The 20,743-nt window shown below is 63.7% G+C and carries 16 protein-coding genes; 11 read left to right on the forward strand and 5 right to left on the reverse strand.

The window, feature by feature from the left end; all coding sequences use genetic code 11:
- Positions 1-30: 30 nt before the first annotated feature.
- Positions 31-855, forward strand: coding sequence for an IclR family transcriptional regulator (locus tag AC1DJB_RS16940; RefSeq protein ID WP_441433347.1), 825 nt, complete (start codon positions 31-33; stop codon positions 853-855).
- Here AC1DJB_RS16940 and AC1DJB_RS16945 read toward each other — a convergent pair.
- From AC1DJB_RS16945 to AC1DJB_RS16960, 4 genes are read right to left on the reverse strand one after another with little or no spacing between them, the layout of a single operon-like run.
- Positions 852-1,493 carry an MBL fold metallo-hydrolase gene (locus AC1DJB_RS16945; RefSeq protein ID WP_441433348.1) on the reverse strand — a complete coding sequence of 214 codons (642 nt, stop codon included), beginning with the start codon at positions 1,491-1,493 and terminating at the stop codon, positions 852-854. The two genes, AC1DJB_RS16940 and AC1DJB_RS16945, sit on opposite strands and share 4 nt — an antisense overlap.
- Entirely contained in the window at positions 1,490-2,578 is a 1,089-nt protein-coding gene (locus tag AC1DJB_RS16950; protein ID WP_441437973.1) for an S-(hydroxymethyl)mycothiol dehydrogenase, read from the reverse strand. The genes AC1DJB_RS16945 and AC1DJB_RS16950 overlap by 4 nt, the downstream gene beginning before the upstream one ends.
- 60 nt (positions 2,579-2,638) lie before the next feature.
- Positions 2,639-3,775 (reverse strand): aromatic ring-hydroxylating oxygenase subunit alpha, encoded by a 1,137-nt coding sequence (locus AC1DJB_RS16955; protein ID WP_284989676.1) that lies wholly within the window; start codon positions 3,773-3,775, stop codon positions 2,639-2,641.
- A gap of 44 nt (positions 3,776-3,819) precedes the next feature.
- A complete protein-coding gene (locus AC1DJB_RS16960) occupies positions 3,820-5,016 on the reverse strand; it encodes an NAD(P)/FAD-dependent oxidoreductase (RefSeq protein ID WP_441433350.1) in 1,197 nt (398 codons plus the stop codon).
- A 232-nt stretch (positions 5,017-5,248) separates the two neighbouring features.
- Between AC1DJB_RS16960 and AC1DJB_RS16965 the strand changes: the two genes are divergently transcribed.
- The 10 genes from AC1DJB_RS16965 (at position 5,249) to AC1DJB_RS17010 (ending at position 19,515) form a co-directional block, all read left to right on the forward strand.
- Positions 5,249-5,599 carry a bifunctional 3-phenylpropionate/cinnamic acid dioxygenase ferredoxin subunit gene (locus AC1DJB_RS16965; protein WP_306962126.1) on the forward strand — a complete coding sequence of 117 codons (351 nt, stop codon included), beginning with the start codon at positions 5,249-5,251 and terminating at the stop codon, positions 5,597-5,599.
- A 50-nt stretch (positions 5,600-5,649) separates the two neighbouring features.
- The gene (locus AC1DJB_RS16970; RefSeq protein ID WP_441433351.1) at positions 5,650-8,157 is read left to right on the forward strand and encodes a GcvT family protein; all 2,508 of its coding nucleotides are present in this window, start codon (positions 5,650-5,652) and stop codon (positions 8,155-8,157) included.
- 56 nt (positions 8,158-8,213) lie between these two features.
- Positions 8,214-9,962 carry a choline dehydrogenase gene (gene betA / locus AC1DJB_RS16975; protein WP_306962123.1) on the forward strand — a complete coding sequence of 583 codons (1,749 nt, stop codon included), beginning with the start codon at positions 8,214-8,216 and terminating at the stop codon, positions 9,960-9,962.
- Positions 9,959-11,479 (forward strand): aldehyde dehydrogenase family protein, encoded by a 1,521-nt coding sequence (locus AC1DJB_RS16980; protein WP_476910584.1) that lies wholly within the window; start codon positions 9,959-9,961, stop codon positions 11,477-11,479. Before betA ends, AC1DJB_RS16980 begins: the two co-directional genes overlap by 4 nt.
- Entirely contained in the window at positions 11,476-12,510 is a 1,035-nt protein-coding gene (locus AC1DJB_RS16985) for a quaternary amine ABC transporter ATP-binding protein (protein WP_059388152.1), read from the forward strand. The genes AC1DJB_RS16980 and AC1DJB_RS16985 overlap by 4 nt, the downstream gene beginning before the upstream one ends.
- A complete protein-coding gene (locus tag AC1DJB_RS16990) occupies positions 12,510-14,543 on the forward strand; it encodes an ABC transporter permease (protein ID WP_441433352.1) in 2,034 nt (677 codons plus the stop codon). The genes AC1DJB_RS16985 and AC1DJB_RS16990 overlap by 1 nt, the downstream gene beginning before the upstream one ends.
- A 38-nt stretch (positions 14,544-14,581) precedes the next feature.
- Positions 14,582-15,556 carry an ABC transporter substrate-binding protein gene (locus AC1DJB_RS16995; protein WP_307052805.1) on the forward strand — a complete coding sequence of 325 codons (975 nt, stop codon included), beginning with the start codon at positions 14,582-14,584 and terminating at the stop codon, positions 15,554-15,556.
- Positions 15,557-15,981: 425 nt separating this feature from the next.
- Positions 15,982-17,277, forward strand: a complete 1,296-nt coding sequence (locus tag AC1DJB_RS17000) for an MFS transporter (protein WP_253257232.1) — start codon at positions 15,982-15,984, stop codon at positions 17,275-17,277.
- A 32-nt stretch (positions 17,278-17,309) separates the two neighbouring features.
- The gene (locus AC1DJB_RS17005) at positions 17,310-18,566 is read left to right on the forward strand and encodes an aminopeptidase P family protein (RefSeq protein ID WP_441433353.1); all 1,257 of its coding nucleotides are present in this window, start codon (positions 17,310-17,312) and stop codon (positions 18,564-18,566) included.
- Positions 18,567-18,687: 121 nt separating this feature from the next.
- Entirely contained in the window at positions 18,688-19,515 is an 828-nt protein-coding gene (locus AC1DJB_RS17010) for an IclR family transcriptional regulator (protein ID WP_059388157.1), read from the forward strand.
- Between the two features lie 51 nt (positions 19,516-19,566).
- On the opposite strand, the gene AC1DJB_RS17015 is transcribed toward AC1DJB_RS17010, so the two are convergent.
- Positions 19,567-20,700, reverse strand: a complete 1,134-nt coding sequence (locus AC1DJB_RS17015) for an LOG family protein (RefSeq protein ID WP_441433354.1) — start codon at positions 20,698-20,700, stop codon at positions 19,567-19,569.
- Positions 20,701-20,743: the final 43 nt, after the last annotated feature.

Here is a 20,743-nt window from a genome sequence, read left to right on the forward strand (position 1 = left end):
CATTTGACCGTGTTTGAGACGATGAACCACATGGACGCTGATGCTAGCCCTGCCAACGACCCCGATTCCGATCCGGCCGGCGCACACCACGCGGGTGTGCAGTCCGTTGACCGGGCCATCACCGTGCTCGAAATCATCGCCCGCAACGGCGATGCCGGCGTGAGTGAGATCGCTGAGGAAATGGGCGTCCACAAGTCAACGGCATCGCGACTGCTGAGCGCCCTGGACGCCCGTGGAATGGTTCAGCAGAACCACGAGCGCGGAAAATACCAACTCGGATTCAACATCCTGCGCCTGGCCAGCGCCATTCCGGCCCGCCTCAGCTTGGTAAAGGAAGCCCGGGAAGATCTCGAAGCCCTTGCGGAGAAGTTCGCCGAGACCGCCAACCTGGCCGTGCTTCGGTCAAATTTCGCGGTCAACGTGGACCAGGCCATTGGCCCCAACACGCTTGGCACGCAGGACTGGATCGGCGGGCTCACCCCGCTCCACGCCACGTCCAGCGGCAAGGTCATGCTTGCAGCGCTGCCGCCTGGGACACGTGACCGAATTCTCAGGGAATCCGGCCAGGCACGATACACTCCGCAGACCATCACCGACCGCGACGAGCTGGAGCGGCAAATGCCGGTCATTGCGGAGGCCGGGTACGCCGCCACGTATGAAGAACTCGAGCGCGGACTCAACGCCGTCGCCGTTCCGATCCGCAACCACAGCGGCACGGTGATCGGAGCCATCAGCCTTTCCGGGCCGGCCTTCCGTTTCGAGCCGGAAAAAATACCCGGCCTGCTCGATGCGCTCAAGCAAGCCGGGTATTCAATCAGCGTCAAGATGGGTTACACAGCAGCCGGCGGCGCCTAAGCGCCGTCGGCCTGGCGATCCAGCGCTGCCTGGGCGAGGTTTTCCGCCTCGGCTTTGATGGTGGTGTTGTCGCCGTGACCGGTCCGGACCACGGTTTCCGGCGGAAGCGTCAGGAGGCGTTCCCGGATCGAGGCCAGGATGGTCGGATAGTCGCTGTGGGACCTTCCGGTTGCTCCCGGGCCGCCGTTGAAGAGGGTGTCGCCGGTGAACACCGTGCCTTCGCTTTCGAGGTAGAAGCACGTGGAACCCGGTGAGTGGCCGGGGGTGTGGATGGCTTGCAGTGCCGTGCCGGCCACTTCGAAGACGTCGCCGTCCGTGATGTAACGGTCCGGGCCGGCGTCCGGGTACACCTGCTCCCACAGGACCATGTCTGCCGGGTGAAGGTGGATCGGCGCGTTCACTGCCTTCGCGACGTCGAGCGCTGCTCCGATGTGATCGTTGTGCGCGTGGGTGAGCAGGATGGCGCGCACCTTCCGGCCACGGACCTGGCCGATGATTGCCTCCGCGTCGTGCGGCGAATCGATGATCACGCATTCGTCGTCGTTGCCGACGATCCAGACATTGTTGTCCACGTCCCACGTACCGCCGTCGAGCGAAAACGTGCCCGAGGTGACGAGGTTCTCAATGGCGACGCTCATCCGATTTCCACCACCGAACGGAGCACTTTGCCCTCGTGCATCTTGGCGAACGCCTCTTCCACCTGGTCGATGGTGATCCGTTCGGACACGAATGCGTCCAGGTCCAGGTTGCCTTGCTTGTAGTGCGCCACGAGCATCGGGAAGTCGCGGGAAGGCAGGCAGTCGCCATACCAGGAGGACTTCAGCGAACCGCCGCGGCCGAAGACATCCAGCAAGGGCAGCTCAAGCAACATGCCCGGCGTCGGGACGCCCACCAGCACTACGCGGCCGGCGAGGTCGCGCGCGTAGAAGGCCTGCTTGTAGGTCTCCGGGCGCCCGACGGCGTCAATCACCACATCGGCGCCGTTGCCGCCGGTCAGGGCCCGGATGGCCTCGACGGGGTCCTCCTGGCTGGAGTTGACACCGTGTGTGGCTCCCAGGGACATGGCCATCCCGATTTTGTTGGCGTCGATGTCCACGGCGATGATCGTCGTGGCGCCGGCGAGCTTTGCCCCGGCAATAGCGGCGATGCCGACGCCGCCGCAACCGATCACGGCCACGGACTCGCCCCGCTTGACCTCACCGGTGTTGATCGCGGCACCGATGCCTGCCATCACACCGCAGCCGAGCAGCCCGACGGCGGCGGGATCGACGTCGTCGTCCACTTTGGTGCACTGCCCGGCGGCCACGAGGGTCTTCTCCGCGAAGGCGCCGATCCCCAGTGCCGGGGTCAGTTCCGTGCCGTCCTCCAGGGTCATCTTCTGGGTGGCATTGTGCGTGTTGAAGCAGTACTGCGGCTGGCCCTTGGCGCACGCACGGCAGTGGCCGCACACGGCGCGCCAGTTCAGGATGACCCTGTCCCCCGGCGCCACATCGGTGACGTCCGGGCCAACGGCGCTGACCACGCCGGTGGCTTCGTGGCCGAGCAGGATGGGGAAATCATCGGTGATGCCGCCCTGCTTGTAGTGCAGGTCGGTGTGGCAGACACCGCAGGTGAGGATGTCCACCAGAGCCTCCCCCGGACCAGGGTCCGGCACCATGATGGTCTCCAGCGTGACCGGGGCGTTCTTTTCCTTGGCGATGACGGCTTTTACTTTATGAACCATTGGCTTGCGTCCCTTTCCTAGGTTCCTGGTTACTCGTTACGACGACAGACATTCCTCAGGCTAGCTGTCGGCGGGGACGTCGGCGATCTTGCTCGTGACCCAGCTGTGGAACGCCTCAATGTGGTGCTCGCTCGGTACCAGGACGCCGCCCTTGGCGTAGATCTTGGAGCCCATGGCCGGCTGGCAGCGTTCGCAGGCGTCGAAGTCCTGCTCGTTGACCCGGTGGAAGAGCTCCACCGAAGCGCTCACGTCCTTGCCGGATTCCACGACGCTGGGCAGGTACAGCCAGTCGCATTCGACGATCGTGTGGTCGGCAGCCAGCGGGAACATGCGGTGGATGATGACGTGGTCCGGAACAAGGTTGACGAAGACATTCGGCTTGATGGTCACTGCGTAGTACCGGCGGTCGTGGTCGTCGCCGACTCCGGGAATCCGATCCAGGCCTTCGGAACCATCAATCGTGAAGCCCTTGATGTCGTCACCGAACTCCGCGCCGTGGCCCACAAAATACTGCGCCGCCAGGCCGTCGGCGAACTCGGGCAGGACTTCGGTGAGTTCGGGGTGGATCGTGGCGCAGTGGTAGCACTCCATGAAGTTTTCGATGATGAGCTTCCAGTTGGCCTTCACGTCGTACTTGATGCGCCGGCCAAGGCTCAGGTTCGCGATGTCATAGTCGTCGACAGCCCGCAGATCCCCGAGGCGCTCCTCGATCGCGCCCATGACGTCTTCCTCGAACGACGGTGGCTCATCCGCGAGGCTGACCCAGACGTAGCCCATGTATTCCCGGACGTGGACCTTGACCAGCCCGTATTCGTTTCGATCGATATCCGGCATCTTGGTGAGGTTCGGGGCCGCGATGAGCTTCCCCTCAAGATCGTAGGTCCAGGCGTGGTACGGGCACTGGAACGAGCGGTTGGCCTCGCCGGACTCCTCCATGCACAGCTTCACGCCACGGTGCCGGCAGATGTTGTAGAACGCGCGGATCTCGCCCTTGCGGGTGCGGTTGATGAGTACGCTCTCACGGCCGATCTGCACGGTTTTGAACGAGCCGGCCTTTTCCAGGTCCGCGGTCCGCACAGCGCAGAACCACATTTGTTCGAAGATGTGTTCCTGCTCGGCACGGAAGATGTCTTCACTGACATAAGTGTGGCCGGGGAGAGTGGGGATCAGGCTGGGGGAAACAACTTCAGTGGTCATGCTGACTCCTATTCAGTGATGAACGTGGTTGGCGCTCGAGAGGACTAAGGGGTTGCCAGGACGGGCGGGGCATTGCGGGCGTTGAGTTGCCGGCGCCAACGGGTGAACAGTCGCGGCTGGTTCACACCTAGTACGCCCACCGGTTCCTCGCCCCGGTAATACACGGCCAGGAAGCTGTGGTTCTCGAGCTGCCCTGCCTCAATTTCGACGCGCTCCGCGTCCCGCGCATGGCCGGCGAACTGGAGCGTTACTCCGTACTGGTCCGACCAGAAGTACGGCAGGTTGAGCGGTTGGGGTGCTGCTGAGTGATCCAAGAGCCCTGTCACGGCAAGGGCGGCACGTTCCTGGGCGCCGCTCCAATGCTCCACGCGATGGTGCTGCCCGCTGCGTTCGTCGTACCAGGCCGCGCAGTCTCCCACGGCGACCACGCCGGGGACGTTTGTCCGTCCCATCGAATCGCACGTGACGCCGTCGTCGATCGCCAGCCCCGAACCGGCCAGCCACCCGACGTTGGGGACCGCACCGATTCCGAGAAGTACGACGTCGGCGGAACGGTACTGTCCATCGCTGAGCCGGACGCCGGTCACATTTCCTTCGTAGCTGTAATACGAGTCGATTCCCGTGTCACAAATCAGTTCCACTCCATTGATCCCATGGAGCGTGGCCATGACGCCAGCCATCTCCGGACCGATCGGAGCGCTTAGCGGGATCGGGCTCTTGCAGATAATGGTCACGTCCATTCCCAGGCCCTTGGCCGTTGACGCCACTTCCGCGCCGATGAAGCCTGCGCCAACCACCAACAGGCGGCCGCCCGGAACGAGTTCCGGAGCCAGGTCCTGCGCATCCTCGAGAGTCCGCAGAGTAAAGACGTTGGATAGGCCCGCAAGTTCGGGCAGGGTGCGGGCCGAAGCTCCGGTGGCGATCACGACGCCGTCGGCCACCACCGTGCGTCCGTTGCCTAGGGTGATGGTCCTGCTGGCCGCGTCAAAGCTCTTCGCAGGCGAGCCCAACATCCATTCAGCCTGCAGGGGATCCGCCATTCCCCCCTCTTCCGCTTCCAACATCAAGTGCTTGATGCCGATCTTTCCTGCCAGGAACTCCTTGGACAGGGGCGGACGGTCATAGGGCCGCTGCTGCTCATCTCCAATGATGATCAGCCGGCCACAAAAACCCTGCGCGCGGGCAGCGCGGGCGGCGGAAAGTCCAGCCAATGAAGCGCCCACGATCGCCAATGTCTCCATGGCTTCCTCCTCGTTGAGCCGTTCGAAATTTTATTGCGCATTACGCAACGAACTTCGTTATGCGAAACAGTGTGACGGCCTTCACATCGCCTGTCAAGCAATCTGCGCAGTAATTTCCACCTCTTGACAAGCCCCTGTGAGGTCCATCACTCTGTTGCGTATTGTGATCTTCGTTGATCATGAGACAACCGCCCCCAGGTTTTCGACCAATCCGGTGAAAGAGGTTCGTGAGATGCACAGTGCTTGTCCGCTTAGCTCGTTGGCTCCGGGGGACGCGATTCGACTCGAGACGTCTCCGCCGATTGCCGTATTCCACACCGAAGACGGCGAACTCTTTGCCCTCGACGACACCTGCACGCACCAAGACGCCTCACTCGCCGACGGCTGGGTGGAGGACTGCTGGGTGGAGTGCCCCCTCCATGCTTCAAAGTTCAATCTCCGCACGGGAGCCGCCGATGCGCCTCCCGCCAAACTGCCCGTCAGGGTCCACGAAGTCCTGGTAGTGGACGGCCAGATCATGGTCAAGGAATCCGAGGACGAGCCCAACCTGCCGCCCGGGTTGACCGTCGACGGCCACGTCTAGCTTCCGGCGAGCCCCAAACTTCGATACGACTTACCTCAGGAGCAACACGCATGTCCACATCACCCCGCGTCGTCATTATCGGAGCCGGCATCGTCGGCGCCAATCTTGCGGATGAGCTGTCCACCCGCGGCTGGACCAACATCACCGTGGTCGAGCAGGGCCCGTTGACGTTGGCGGGTGGCTCAACCTCGCACGCCCCCGGCCTCGTGTTCCAGACCAACGCCTCCAAGGCCATGACCGAATTCGCTTCCTACACCGCGGACAAGCTGCTCTCCCTCAGCGATTCCGGCGTCTCCTGCTTCAACCAGGTGGGCGGCCTCGAGGTCGCCACCACGCCAGGGCGCCTGGAGGACCTCAAGCGCAAGCTGGGCTACGCGGCGTCGTGGGGTGTGGAAGGCCGGCTCATCGATCCGGACGAGTGCGCCAAGCACTACCCGCTGCTCAACCAGGAGAAAGTACTCGGCGGACTCTACGTCCCCTCCGACGGCCTGGCCTCCGCAGCCCGCGCCGTCGGCCTGCTCATCGCCAAGGCGAGCGCCGCAGGCGTCACGTTCCGCGGTTCCACTCCCGTCACCGGCATTGAACAGACAGGCGGCAAAGTCACGGGAGTCGAAACGCCCGACGGTGTGATCCCTGCGGACATCGTTGTTTCCTGCGCCGGGTTCTGGGGACCCAAGATCGGCGCCATGGTGGGCATGTCCGTGCCACTCCTCCCGCTGGCCCACCAATACGTCAAGACCACCTCCGTACCGGAGCTCGTGGGCCGGAACGATGCCTCGCGGCTGCTTGATCCCGCCAACGGCGCGTGGATGCCCATCCTTCGCCACCAGGACAAAGACCTCTATTACCGCGAGCACGGGGACCGGATGGGCATTGGTTCCTACGCCCACAAGCCCATGCCCGTGGACCTCCGGGAGCTCCCCGAGGTTGCCGCGGCGGACATGTCCGAGCACCGCATGCCATCCCGCCTGGCGTTCACCGAAGAGGACTTCCTGCCGAGTTGGGAGGACTCCAAGGAACTCCTTCCGGCACTTGCCGGCGCGGGGATTGCAAATGGCTTCAACGGCATCTTCTCCTTCACCCCCGACGGCGGTCCCTTGGTGGGCGAGTCCAAGGAGGTTGAGGGGTTCTTCGTTGCCGAGGCCGTGTGGGTGACGCACTCCGCCGGCGTGGCCAGGGCAGTGGCCGAGCTCTTGATCGAGGGCCAATCCCGGATTCCGCTCCACGAATGCGAAGTCTCCCGCTTCGAAGAGATCCAGACCGCGGAGAGCTACGTCAGCGAAACCTCCCAGCAGAACTTCGTAGAGATCTACGATGTCCTGCACCCGCTGCAGCCACGCGTCTCGCCCCGCGAACTGCGCGTGAGCCCATTCAATGCCCGGCAGAAGGAGCTCGGGGCGTTCTTCCTCGAAGCCCAGGGTTGGGAGCGCCCGCACTGGTTCGAGGCAAACCGCGGCTTGCTGGAGATCCTCCCGGAAGAATGGCGCGCACCTGAACGCGAACCGTGGGCCGCAATGTTCCACTCCCCCATTTCCGCTGCCGAAGCGTGGAAGACGCGCACCGCCGTCGCGCTCTATGACATGACGCCGCTCAAGCGGCTGGAGGTTTCCGGCCCTGGCGCCGAAGCCCTCTTGCAGCGCCTCAGCGCCGGGAAGGTCGACAAGAAGCCGGGTGCGGTGACGTACTGCCTACTCCTCAACGGCGACGGCGGCATCCGCAGCGACATTACGGTGGCCCGCCTCGACGAAACCACGTTCCAGGTAGGCGCGAACGGCAACATCGACTTCGCCTACCTCACCACCGAAGCCCGCAAACAGACCGCTGGGGACGTCACCCAGTGGGTCCAGGTCAGGGACATCACGGGTTCCACGTGCTGCGTGGGGCTTTGGGGGCCGCTCGCCCGCGAGGTCATGGCCAAGGTGAGCGACGACGATTTCAGCAACGACGGATTGAAGTACTTCCGCACCAAGAAAGTCCGGATCGGCGGGATCCCTGTCCTCGCGATGCGCCTGTCCTACGTCGGCGAGTTGGGCTGGGAGCTGTACACGACGGCGGAAAACGGCCAAAAGCTCTGGGACCTTTTGTTCGAGGCCGGCCAGGAGCAGGGCATCATCGCGGCCGGCCGCGGCGCGTTCAACAGCCTCCGCCTCGAGAAGGGCTACCGGCTGTGGGGCACCGACATGACCCCCGAGCACGAGCCCTTCCAAGCGGGCCTTGGCTTCTCCGTCGGCAAGGACAAGGAAGGATACATCGGTGCCGAGGCCCTCAAAGCCCGCCGCGAACTGCCCATCAACCGCCGCTTGCGTTGCCTGACGGTCGACGACGGCACGTCCGTTGTGTTAGGCAAGGAACCTGTGTATTTCAAGGGAGAGCCCGCCGGCTACGTCACAAGCGCCGCCTACGGCTACACCGTCCGAAAGCCCATCGCCTACGCTTGGCTGCCCGCCGAAGCGGGCGAGGGTGACACCGTCGAGATCGAATACTTCGGGAAGCGGATCCCGGCCACCATCTCTGCCGATCCCCTCGTGGATCCAACCATGGAAAAGCTACGGGGCTGACGCCCCTCCTGGCTACTCGACACAGCAATGGGGATCACTTCAAAGGAGTTCAACTAATGGCCAACGAAAAGTTTGACTACGTCATTGTGGGTGGGGGCAGCGCCGGATCGGTGCTGGCGGACAGGCTCAGCGCAGACCGCACCAAGACCGTCCTGGTCCTGGAGGCCGGCCGCAGCGACTACCCCTGGGACCTGTTCATCCAGATGCCCGCGGCGCTCACCTTCCCCAGCGGGAACAGGTTCTATGACTGGCGCTACCAGTCCGACCCTGAGCCGCACATGCACGGACGCCGGATCGCCCACACCCGCGGCAAGGTCCTGGGCGGCTCCAGTTCCATCAACGGGATGATCTTCCAGCGCGGCAACCCCTTGGACTACGAACGCTGGGGAGCCGACGCCGGGATGGAGACCTGGGACTTCGCTCACTGCCTCCCCTACTTCAACCGCATGGAGACCGCGCTGGCCGCGGAACCCGACGATGAACTGCGCGGACACGACGGACCGCTGGTCCTTGAACGCGGTCCGGCGCGCAATCCCCTCTTCCAAGCCTTCTTCCGCGCGGCCCAACAAGCCGGATTCGCACGGACCAACGATGTCAACGGGTACCGGCAGGAGGGCTTCGGTCCCTTCGACCGCAATGTGCACAAGGGCCAGCGGCTCTCGGCCTCCCGGGCTTACTTGCGGCCGCACCTCGACCGGCCCAACCTCACGGTCAGGACCCGGGCACTCGTCTCGAAAATCAACTTCGACGGCATTGGAACGTCCGATGTCAGGGCCACGGGCGTGAGCTATCGACGCAACGGCAAGCAGCACAGCGTGGATGCCCAGGAAGTAGTCCTGTGCGGAGGGGCCATCAACACCCCGCAGCTCCTGCAGTTGTCCGGCGTCGGGGACTCCACGCACCTCACGTCCCTCGGCATCAAACCCGTAGTTGACCTGCCCGGCGTCGGCGAAAACCTGCAGGACCACCTGGAGGTCTACATCCAGCACGCCTGCACCCAGCCGGTGTCCATGCAACCCAGCCTGAGCCTGTGGCGCTACCCGTGGATCGGCCTGCAGTGGCTGTTCGGGCGCAAGGGACCTGCTGCCACCAACCACTTCGAGGGCGGCGGCTTTGTGCGCTCCAACGAGGACGTGGCCTACCCCAACCTCATGTTCCACTTCCTGCCGGTGGCCGTCCGCTACGACGGCCAGAAGGCCGATGCCAAGCATGGCTACCAAGTGCACATCGGGCCCATGTACTCCGATGCGCGCGGCAGCCTGAAGATCACCTCCACGGACCCCACCGTCCACCCGTCCATGAAATTCAACTACCTTTCCACGGAGCAGGACCGGCGCGAGTGGGTCGAAGCCATCCGGATTTCCCGGCAGATCCTCGAGCAGTCGGCCATGGCGCCTTTCGATGGCGGGGAGCTCTCCCCCGGTCCAACCGTCCAGACGGACGAGGAAATCCTCGACTGGGTAGCCCGCGACGCAGAAACCGCGCTGCACCCGTCCTGCACGGCCAAGATGGGCCCGGCCACCGATCCGATGTCCGTGGTGGACCCGCTCAGCATGAGGGTGCACGGCACCTCGGGCCTGCGGGTGGCTGACGCTTCGGCAATGCCCTACGTGACCAACGGCAACATCTACGCGCCGGTCATGATGCTGGCCGAGAAAGCCGCTGACCTGATCCAGGGCCGCGAACCCCTCGCTCCGATCGCCGCCGAGTTCTACCGGCACGGCAGCAGCCCGGTTCCGGACAGCCTGGAAGGCCTGGACAGCCGGCCCCAGGTCACTCCCGCGAGGAACCAAGGAGCGGCATGAACAGCCCACAACTTTCCCAGACCCACACGGTGCGCGGCAGCTACGTTGACGGCGGCTGGCGGCAGTCCGCCGGAGGAATCCGCAGCATCAACTGCCCGGCGGACGGAACGCACGTTGCCGACGTCGCGGAATGCACCTCGGCCGACGCCGAGGCAGCGGTGGCGAGTGCCCGGAAGGCGTTCGACGACGGCGGCTGGCCGGGCACTCCGGAACTGGAACGCGGCGCGATCCTGCTCCGCGTGGCCGGGCTGCTCCAGCGGGACAAAGCCGGCTACGCCGCGGCCGAAGCCCTCGACACCGGCAAGCGACTGGTCGAAGCCGAATACGACATCGACGACGTCATCGCCTGCTTCCGTTACTACGGCAGCGTGGCAGGCACGGACGCAGGCCGCGTGATCGATACCGGCCGGCCCGGCGCCATCAGCCGGGTCGTCCATGCACCCGTGGGCGTCTGCGGCCTCATCACGCCGTGGAACTATCCGCTTCTGCAGGCTTCATGGAAGGTTGCGCCGGCACTGCTCGCCGGGAACACCTTTGTCCTCAAGCCCAGTGAGCTGACGCCTTCGACGTCGATCCTGCTCATGGACACGCTGCGCGAAGCCGGCGTGCCCGACGGCGTCGCGAACCTCGTGACGGGAACGGGACCGGAAGTGGGGGCTGTGCTCAGCTCGGATCCGCGGGTCGATCTGGTCTCCTTCACGGGCGGACTGGAGACCGGCAAGCGGATCATGGTGGCCGCGGCGGAGACGGTCAAGCGCGTGGCCCTCGAACTCGTCGGCAAGAACCCGAATGTGGTCTTTGCCGACGCTGACCGTGAGGCCGCCATCGACAACGCCCTGACGGCTGTCTTCCTGAACTCCGGCCAAGTTTGCTCGGCCGGGGCGCGGCTCATTGTCGAAGAGTCCATTCACGAAGAGTTCGTGGCCGAGGTGGTTCGCCGTGCACGCCAGATCCGGCTGGGCGGCCCCTTCGACCAGGAGGCCCAGACCGGCCCGCTGATCTCCACGGCCCACCGGGACAAGGTCCACGCCTACGTGCAGGCCGGGGTTGCGGAGGGCGCCCGGTTGCTGTGCGGAGGCTTCATTCCGGACACCCCGGAACTGGGGCGTGGCAGTTTCTACCCGCCCACCGTATTGGACGGGTGCAAGACCTCGATGCGCGTGGTCCAGGAGGAATCCTTTGGCCCCGTCATGACGGTGGAAACATTCACCACCGAGGAAGAGACCGTCCGGCTGGCCAACGATACCGTCTACGGACTGGCCGGCGCCGTGTGGACGGCAGACGCCTCGAAGGCCCAGCGGGTCTCCGAAGCGCTGCGCCACGGGACGGTCTGGATCAACGACTACCACCCATACGTTCCGCAAGCCGAATGGGGCGGCTTCGGACAATCAGGCAACGGCCGCGAATTGGGGCTCGCGGGCTTGGCCGAATACCGAGAAACAAAGCACATCTGGCAAAACATCAGCCCCGGGCCCAGCCATTGGTTCGAGCCGTCACAGGCAGGAGTACAGCAATGAGCAGTCCTGACATATCAGTGCGCAACCTCTGGAAGGTCTTCGGACCCGGAGGTGAAAAGATCCCCAAGAATCCCGAGCTGTCGAGCTTGAGCTCCGGCGAATTGCTTGAACGCACCGGCTGCAATGCTGCCGTGCGGGACATGAACTTCGACGTCGCCAAGGGCGAGGTGTTCGTCGTCATGGGCCTCTCCGGATCAGGAAAATCCACCCTGATCCGATGCCTCACCCGGCTGATCGAACCGACGTCGGGAAGCGTCCTGGTGGACGGAAAAGACGTGTTGGATGCGGGAACCACCGAACTTCGGGAACTGCGCCGGAGGAAGATGTCCATGGTCTTCCAGCACTTCGGCCTCCTACCGCACCGCACCGTGCTGGACAACGTGTCCTACGGCTTGCAGATCCGCGGGGCGTCGAAAAACGAGCGTTACGCCAAATCCCGCGAAATCATCGAACTGGTAGGCCTCAAGGGCTACGAGCAGCATTTCCCCGATCAGCTTTCCGGCGGAATGCAGCAGCGTGTTGGGCTTGGCCGCGCCTTGGCGGGCGATCCGGACACCATCCTCTTCGACGAGCCGTTCTCGGCCCTGGATCCCCTCATCCGGCGCGATATGCAGGCCGAAGTCATCCGGCTGCACAAAGAGATGGGCAAGACGATGGTGTTCGTTACCCACGACCTATCCGAAGCGCTCAAACTCGGGGACCGCATCCTGATCATGCGGAACGGCGAGACTGTCCAGTGCGGCACCGGCGATGATCTTGTCGGTTCGCCAGCGGACAAGTACATAGCCGACTTCGTCTCGGAAGTACCCCGCGCGGATGTCCTGACGCTCAAATGGATCACCGATCCGGTAGCTTTGGGCACTCCCGGGGATGCTCCCGTCCTGAGCGCAGGCACCATTATCCGCGACGCCATCCCCACGGTCATGAACTCGACGTGTCCCGTGCTCGTGGAAGAGTCCGGCAAAATCACGGGCCAGATCGACCGCGACAGCATCTTGTCGGTCATCCGCAGCACGGAAGTTGCGGCGTGATGTCCACTCTAGTTCGTGATCGCGCCCCGGTTCAGGCCGGCGCCAACACCCTCCGCCCGCCGCGCAAGCGGCTGAGTCGCCGAGTTTTCCTCCTGGGTGCCGCCGGAGTCCTCTGGCTCCTCGGTTTCTTGTTCCTGCACGGCACATCGACCCTCACGCTGCCGGCGTCGGAATTGACTGACCTGCACCGTTCGCTCAACCAATTCAATGCCTGGGTCGCATCGAACCGGGCGGACAATCCCGTTTTCCAGTACGTCTTCACTCCCTTCCGTTCCGCCGTCGATTCAGTCGCAAATCTGTTCACCAGCACTTTTGCCGCCAGCTCCACCGGGCTTCGCCTACCGGAAATCGGCTGGCTGGGAACTGTCGGCCTGCTCAGCTGGATCGCTTTTGCGGTCGGCAATGCCCGGGTGGGATTGCTGACGGCGGCCGCATTCACGTTCTTCGGGCTCCAGGGCCTGTTTACGGAAGCGGCTTACACCTTCGCCCTCGTCCTCACAGCCGTGCTGTTCAGCCTGCTGATCGGCATCCCGCTCGGAGTCTTGGCCGGGATCTCGGGCCGGGTTTCCCAAGTGATCACTCCGGTCCTCGACTTCATGCAAATCCTCCCCACGTTCGTCTATCTGGCTCCTTTGGCCCTTATCTTCCTGATCGGCCCTGCCTCCGCCGTCATCGCCACGGTGATCTACGCGGTGCCTCCTCTCATCCGACTGACGGCACACGGAATCCGGAACATCCCGGAGAACACCAGGGAAGCCTCCGATTCCTTGGGCACCACAGGGTTGCAGCGGCTTCTCACCCTGCAACTTCCCCTGGCACGGCGCACCATCGTGATGGGGATCAACCAAAGCACCATGGCTGCTTTGTCCATGGTCACCATCGCAGCGCTGATCGCGGCGCCGGGGCTGGGACAAGTGGTTGTGCGTGCCTTGCAGTCGCTCGACGTCGGGACAGCAGTCAACGCAGGTCTGTCGATCGTCCTCCTGGCCATTGTGCTGGACCGGGTCACCACGGCCGCCAGCCGCCGGGCCGAACCCGGAGCAGCCCGCAAGCGCCGGATATCGCGGAAAAGCAGGTACATCCTGCTCGCTGCCAGCCTCGCCGTTGTCCTTGCCATGGTCCAGCTTTCCCGGACGATGCTCTGGGCCGCAGCCTTTCCGAAGAACCTCAACTTTGGCCCGGACATCGTCAGTGGAGTCAGCGCTGCCAGCGCATGGCTGCAGACAAATCTTTCCCTGTTTACGGTGTCGTTCCGCGAGGCCCTGACCAACGGAATCCTCAACCCGTTCCAATCCCTTCTGACCGAGACCCCCTTCTACCTCCTCGTCGCGGTTGTCCTCGTGGCGGCTTACGCACTTGGCGGTTGGAAACTGGCACTGGTCACCGCCTCATGCCTGGCCGCGATCATTTACCTGGGCCTGTGGAGCGATGCCATGGTCACCCTGGCCAGCACCCTTGTTGCCACGGCCGTGGTCATGGTGCTGGGCATCATCTTCGGTGTGGCGATGGGCAGGTCCAACAAGGTGGACCAGATCATGCGGCCCATGCTGGATGCGGGCCAGACCATGCCTGCCTTCGTCTACTTGGTTCCATTCCTAGGCCTCTTCGGCGCAACGAGATTCACGGCCATCGTCGCTGGAATTATCTACGCAGCGCCTGTGGCCATCAAGATCACGGCCGACGGCATCGCGGCGATCTCCCCGACCGTCATGGAGGCTGCGGTATCCAGCGGGTCAACCCCGTGGCAGGTCATCACCAAGGTCCAGCTCCCCATGGCCAGGAAATCCCTGGCCCTCGCCGCAAACCAAGGCTTGATCTACGTCTTGGCCATGGTAGTCGTCGGAGCCCTGGTCGGTGCAGGCGGCCTGGGATACGACGTCGTCGCCGGCTTTGTCCAGAGCTCGCTGTTCGGCAAGGGCCTCGCCGCCGGCCTGGCCATCGTCTTCCTCGGCATCCTGCTGGACCGCATCACCCAGGCTGCGGCAGCCGACCCGGTCCGCAAAATCCGCTCAGCAAAATCGAGCGCGCACTAGTCCTCCCCGTTCACCGCCCCAACAAGGAGACCCCAACCATGAGTAGAACCAGACAGCTTTTGAAACGAACAATTCCCGTACTGGCCGGAACCGTTACCGCAGCCCTCTTGCTAGCTGGCTGCGGAGGCGCTTCCGTGAACCAAGCGGCAGCCGCAGGCTCCTCGGAAACGCCCTGCGGAACCGTCAATGTCGCCCTCAACGCGTGGGTCGGTTACACGGCAAATGCGGCCGTCTACAGCTACGTAGCCCAAAACAAGCTCGGTTGCACAGTAGTCCAGAAGGACCTGTCGGAGCAGATCTCCTGGCAGGGCTTTGGTTCCGGTGAAGTCGATGTCATCCTCGAGAACTGGGGTCACGCCGACCTCACGAAGCAGTACATCACGGACCAAAAAGTGGCTGTGGACGCCGGCCCGACGGGCAACGAAGGGCACATCGGCTGGTACGTACCACCATGGATGGTCCAGAAGTACCCGGACATCCTGGACAGCAAGAACTTGAACAAGTACGCCTCACTCTTTGCCACCTCCGAATCAGGCGGCAAAGGCCAGGTCCTGGACGGCGACCCCGCCTTCGTGACCAACGACGAAGCCCTGGTCAAGAACCTTGGCCTCGACTACAAAGTGGTCTTCTCGGGCTCGGAAGCAGCTCTCATCCAGTCGTTCCGTACGGCCGAAAAGAACAAGACACCGCTGCTTGGCTACTTCTACGAACCGCAATGGTTCCTCTCCGAGGTCCCCCTCAAGAAGGTCAGCCTGCCCGCCTACACCCCGGGCTGCGATGCCGACGCCGAGAAGGTGGCCTGTGACTACCCCGACTACAAACTGAACAAAGTGATGGCCAAGAAGTTTGCGGACAGCGGTTCTCCCGCGGCGAAACTGCTCAAGGCCTTCTCGTGGACCAACGCCGACCAGGACTCGGTCGCAACGGACATCCAGGGCGGCATGAAGCCGGATGCCGCCGCCAAGAAATGGGTGGATGCCCACCCCGATGTGGTGGCTGCCTGGCTCAAATAGCCCCTGACGTTTGCTTTGAAGCTCCCCGGATCCTGCGATCCGGGGAGCTTCTTTTTTGCCTTTCCGGCCGGGGGCTTCATCCCCGTCGCGCCATTCCATGCAACCACGTTGCAGTGGTTGCGCCATCCACCCCACCTAGCTCCCACCCACCCTCCCAACGAGCTAGCACTTGTTGTCGTTTAGCGCCCTCAAAACGACAACAAGTGCGAGTCAGTTGGGCGACAGCCGAAGACTCTTGACGGTGACGCGCAACACATCTATTCTGGTGCAACAGCGTTGCGTTGAATGCAACCCCAAAAGTTCTTGGTGGATTCATGAAAAACGAAACATCCTCCGTGGCAGCCATCCCGGGAAGCGCTCCTGCCGGATCCAAAGGCGGATCCGGCGACCTTCCCGACGAAGCAGCCATCCAAGGCGGCACATCGATGCCAGCCAATAGCCACACAGTCAGCAAAGACACCCGGCGACGGGTCATCACTGCAAGCTTCATCGGCAATTTCGTCGAATGGTTCGACTACGCCGTCTACGGCTACCTTGCCGGGATCATCTCGACCGTCTTCTTCCCCGCATCGGACCGGCAGACCGCACTGCTCGCCACGTTTGGCGTCTTCGCCGTCTCCTTCTTTGTCCGTCCATTGGGCGGATTCATTTGGGGCCACATCGGTGACCGCCTCGGACGCAAACAAGCACTCTCCCTCTCGATCGTGCTCATGTCCGTGGCTACGTTCTGCATCGCCCTCATCCCCGGCTACAACACCATCGGCGTCATGGCGCCGGTCCTCCTGCTGCTCGTCCGGGTTGTCCAGGGCTTTTCGGCGGCCGGCGAATACGCAGGTGCCTCAGCCTTCCTGGTGGAGTACGCGCCGGCCAATCGGCGCGGACTCTATGCCGCCGTCGTACCTGCCAGCACGGCGGCAGGCCTGCTGCTCGGTTCCCTTCTGGCGGCACTTCTCAGTTCGGTACTGAGCGCCGAGCAGCTCGGCGAATGGGGCTGGCGATTGCCCTTCCTCCTGGCCGCCCCGATGGGCCTGATTGGCCGCTACATCCGTACCAAACTCGAGGACACCCCGGCCTTCCGCGAAATGGCCGCGAAGGACACCGCGGTCAAGGCTCCGGCCTTCGCGATGTTCAAGACGTACCGCAAGCAGCTGATCATCGCGACGGGCGCGGTGCTGCTCAACGCCGTCGGCTTCTACGTGATCCTCAGCTACATGCCGACGTACCTTTCCGAGGAGCTTCATTTCGGTGCAGCCGAATCGTTCCTGGCCACCACCATTGCCCTCCTCAGCTACATCGGATTCATCTTCCTGACGGGTATCGCCTCGGACAGGTTCGGCCGCAAGCGCATGCTCATCACGGCTTCCGTACTGTTCGTGGTGCTGACCGTTCCGGCGTTCATGCTCCTCGACACCGGAAATTTCCTGGTCATTGTCCTGGTCCAGATCCTGCTGGGCGCCATGCTCACCCTCAACGACGGCACCCTGCCCAGCTTCCTTGCCGAGCTCTTCCCCACGAGGGTCCGCTACAGCGGCTTCGCCGTCAGCTTCAATCTCTCCAACGCCCTGTTCGGCGGCACCGCCCCGTTCATGGCAACACTCCTCATCGGCCTGACCCACAACCAGCTGGCCCCCGGCTGGTACCTCGTAGCAGCCTCCGTCATTTCCCTCATCGCGGTCCTCTTCGCTGTGGAGACTTCCAAGAAGCCCCTCCAGCAGGACTGAAAACAACCCACCCATTGAAAGGAACACCACCCATGACCATCACCGAGAATGAAGCCGTAAGCGACGTCGCCAAGCTGGAGCGCCTCAAGGTCCTCAACAACGGAGAGAAAGTCTCCCTGACGTTCTCCGACACAGAGTTTGAACGACGCCTCGCGGGTCTTCGCCGGATCATGGCCGAGAAGGATCTGGACGCCGTTGTCCTGACCAGCTACCACTCCATCAAGTACTACTCCGACTTCCTGTTCACCTACTTCGGCCGTTCCTACGCCATGGTGGTCACGGCCGACGACACCGTCACCGTTACCGCCAACATCGACGCCGGAATGCCGTGGCGCCGCAGCTACGGGGACAACCTTGTCTACACGGACTGGCGCCGGGACAACTACATCTTCGGTATCCAGGAAGTGCTGCGAACCCGCGGGATCACCGTCCGCCGCCTGGGTGTCGAGGACGATTCCCTTCCCCTGGACAACCGCAACAAGATCCAGGCCGCCTTCTCCGGGGCGACGCTAGTGGACGTCGCCCAGGCCGCCATGCGCCAGCGCATGATCAAATCGGCCGAAGAGATCGAGGTCATCAAGCACGGCGCCCGGATCGGCGACCTCGGCGGCGAGGCCATTCGCAACGCCATCACGGCAGGAATCACCGAGTACGAGGTTGCCCTGATCGGCACCGAAGCCATGGTGCACGAGATCGCCCGGACGTTCCCGGACTCCGAGATCCGCGACACCTGGGTGTGGTTCCAGTCCGGCATCAACACGGACGGCGCCCACAACTGGGCCACCACCCGCAAGATCCAGGAACACGACATCCTGTCCCTGAACTGCTTCCCCATGACCTCGGGCTACTACACGGCCCTGGAGCGCACCCTGTTCTACGGCGAACCCGATGCCCGCTCCCTGGAACTGTGGAACATCAACGTGGAGGTCCACAAGCGTGGCCTCGAGCTCATCAAGCCCGGGGCGGTCTGCAAGGACATCGCTGCTGAGCTCAACGAGATCTATGTTTCGCACGGTCTTCTCGCCAACCGCACCTTCGGCTACGGACACTCCTTCGGGGTCCTCTCGCACTATTACGGCCGTGAAGCCGGACTGGAGCTGCGCGAGGACATCGACACGGTCCTGGAGCCCGGCATGGTGGTCTCCATGGAACCGATGATCACCGTCCTCGATGGCGAGCCGGGTGCAGGCGGGTACCGGGAGCACGACATCCTGGTGGTCGGTGAAGACGGTGCCGAGAACATCACCAAGTTCCCGTTCGGCCCGGAATACAACATCATCGGCGCCTAACCCCCACTTCCCGTGGACATGCCCAGCCTTGCGTCCGAGCAATGGACATATGACTCATATGCTCATTGCTCTCGGCCAAGGCTGGGCATGTCCCCATTAAAAGAGCCATATAGTGACCATCATGACCCCAGCAGAACCGCGTGCAGAACGGCGTGCAACCACCAGCGAAACCCCGGCCAACGGCGATTCCAAAGGCGCTTCGGTACTCGAGAATGCCATTGCCGTGCTCCGCAGCTTCACCGCCGAAGAACCCTTGCTGGGAGTCACCGAGATCGCCGGCAGGATCGGCTTGCACAAGAGCACCGTGTCCCGGATCCTGGCAACCTTCGAACAAGAACATCTGGTGGAGCGCGACCCCGAGTCCCGCCGCTTCCGGCTCGGCTTGGGGATGATCGCCCTTGCCGGCCCCCTCCTTGCCGAACTGGAAGAGCGCCGCGTGGCCTATCCCGTGCTGCGTGAGCTGAGCGAACGGACAGGCGAGACGAGCGCGCTCATGGTGTGGAACGGGAGCGAATCCATGTGCGTAGAGCAAATCGCCAGCCGCCACCAAGTCAAGCACCTCGCTCCGCTGGGTGCCCGCTACAACGAGGCGCTCAGCTCCTCGGTGCAGGTCTTCCTCGCCGCCGAAGACGCCGACCGTGTCCGCAAGCTCCTCCGCAGCGGCTCCATTACATTGCCCGGTCTCGACGAGGAAGCAATCGAGGCCTACCTTCTTCGGCTGCAGGAGTCCGTGACCCGGGGCTGGGCCTTCAATTTCGGCGAAACGTCCATCGAAGAAGTCGGCGTCGCATCGCCCGTCTTTGACCACCGCGGAGACATCGTTGCCTCCGTCCTGATCCCGGCGCCGAAGTTTCGGGTCTCGCAGGACACGCTCGCCAGCCTCGGCGAGGCATGCCAAGACGCAGCCCGCAAAGTCACCACGCGCCTGGGCGGCCGCGCCCCGCACTAACTCCCAAGTAGCTCGCATTTGTTGTCGTTACGAACCGCCATAACCAAGCAGTTAGCCCGCGACCACGGCGAGCGCTTCCTCGACGCTGTCCACCAGGAAGATCCGGCCCTCCATCACCTTCCCGGCAGCAAGGCTCTGCAACATGGGCCACGCGGGATACTTGTGCTCCCAATGATCGCGCCCTACGAGCACCATGGGCGTGACGGTTCCCGGGGCGCCGTAGAAGTTCTCGCACGCGTCCTGGAAGATTTCCTGCACGGTGCCGGCTGAGCCCGGAAGGAACACGATCCCGCCGTTGCATAGCTCCAGCAGGATCGCTTCGCGCACGGAGTTGGCGAAGTACTTGGCGATGTGGGTGGCGAAGAGGTTGGGCGGCTCGTGTCCGTAGAACCAGGTGGGGATGCCCAGCGACGTCCTTCCGCTCGGATGGTGCCCGACGACGGCGGCCGCCGCCCGCGCCCACGCCGTCACCGAGGGACGGAAACCCGGCACCGCCGCGAGCGACTGCAGCGCGGAGGCGAAATCGGCGTCGGGCAGTCCGCTCAAGTAGGCGCCCAAATTGGCGGCTTCCATGGCACCGGGCCCTCCCCCGGTGGCTACCGTGAAGCCGGACAAGGCCAAGAGCCGGCCCAGGCGCGCCGCGTCGTCGAAGTCCTGTGTTCCGCGTTGCGCGACGTGGCCGCCCACGACTCCCACGATCTTGTTCCCCGCGAAATCCCCGTTGCCCAGGAGCTCGTCCAAGGCGTCCCCGATAGCGTGGTCGTGCAGGGCTGCGGCGAGGGTGGCGTCCAGGCTGGTCCGTTGCCCCGGCATGATGCTCCAGTGGTAGACCTGGGCATCCAAGGTGGCTTCGTATTCCGTGGAGTCAATGTCCTCGTACAGTTCGGCGGCGCTGTAGAGGCTGCCCCGGTACGGGTTGAACGGCACCCCGCGCAGCTTCGGAAAGATGAGTGCGCCTCGGCTCCGCAGGGAGTCCTCGACGCCGTCGTCGAAAGTACAGCCCAGGAAGATGGCGCCTTGGGGATCCAGCCGCTGCAGGTCCGCCCGCCGGCCCCGTAAGTCAAGCGACTGGGCGTGCCAACCGTGCATCGTTGCGGCACCGGAGCTCAGGAGCCGGTCGAAATGGGCCACGCTCTCAATGTCGAGCGTGCGGGGACTGGGAGTCAGTGCGCGCGACGGATTCATGGCATCAGCGTAAGCCCGCGGTTCCCGTTGCGCAGGAGTCTCC

It is taken from the genome of Arthrobacter sp. 01T428 (genome assembly GCF_056398685.1).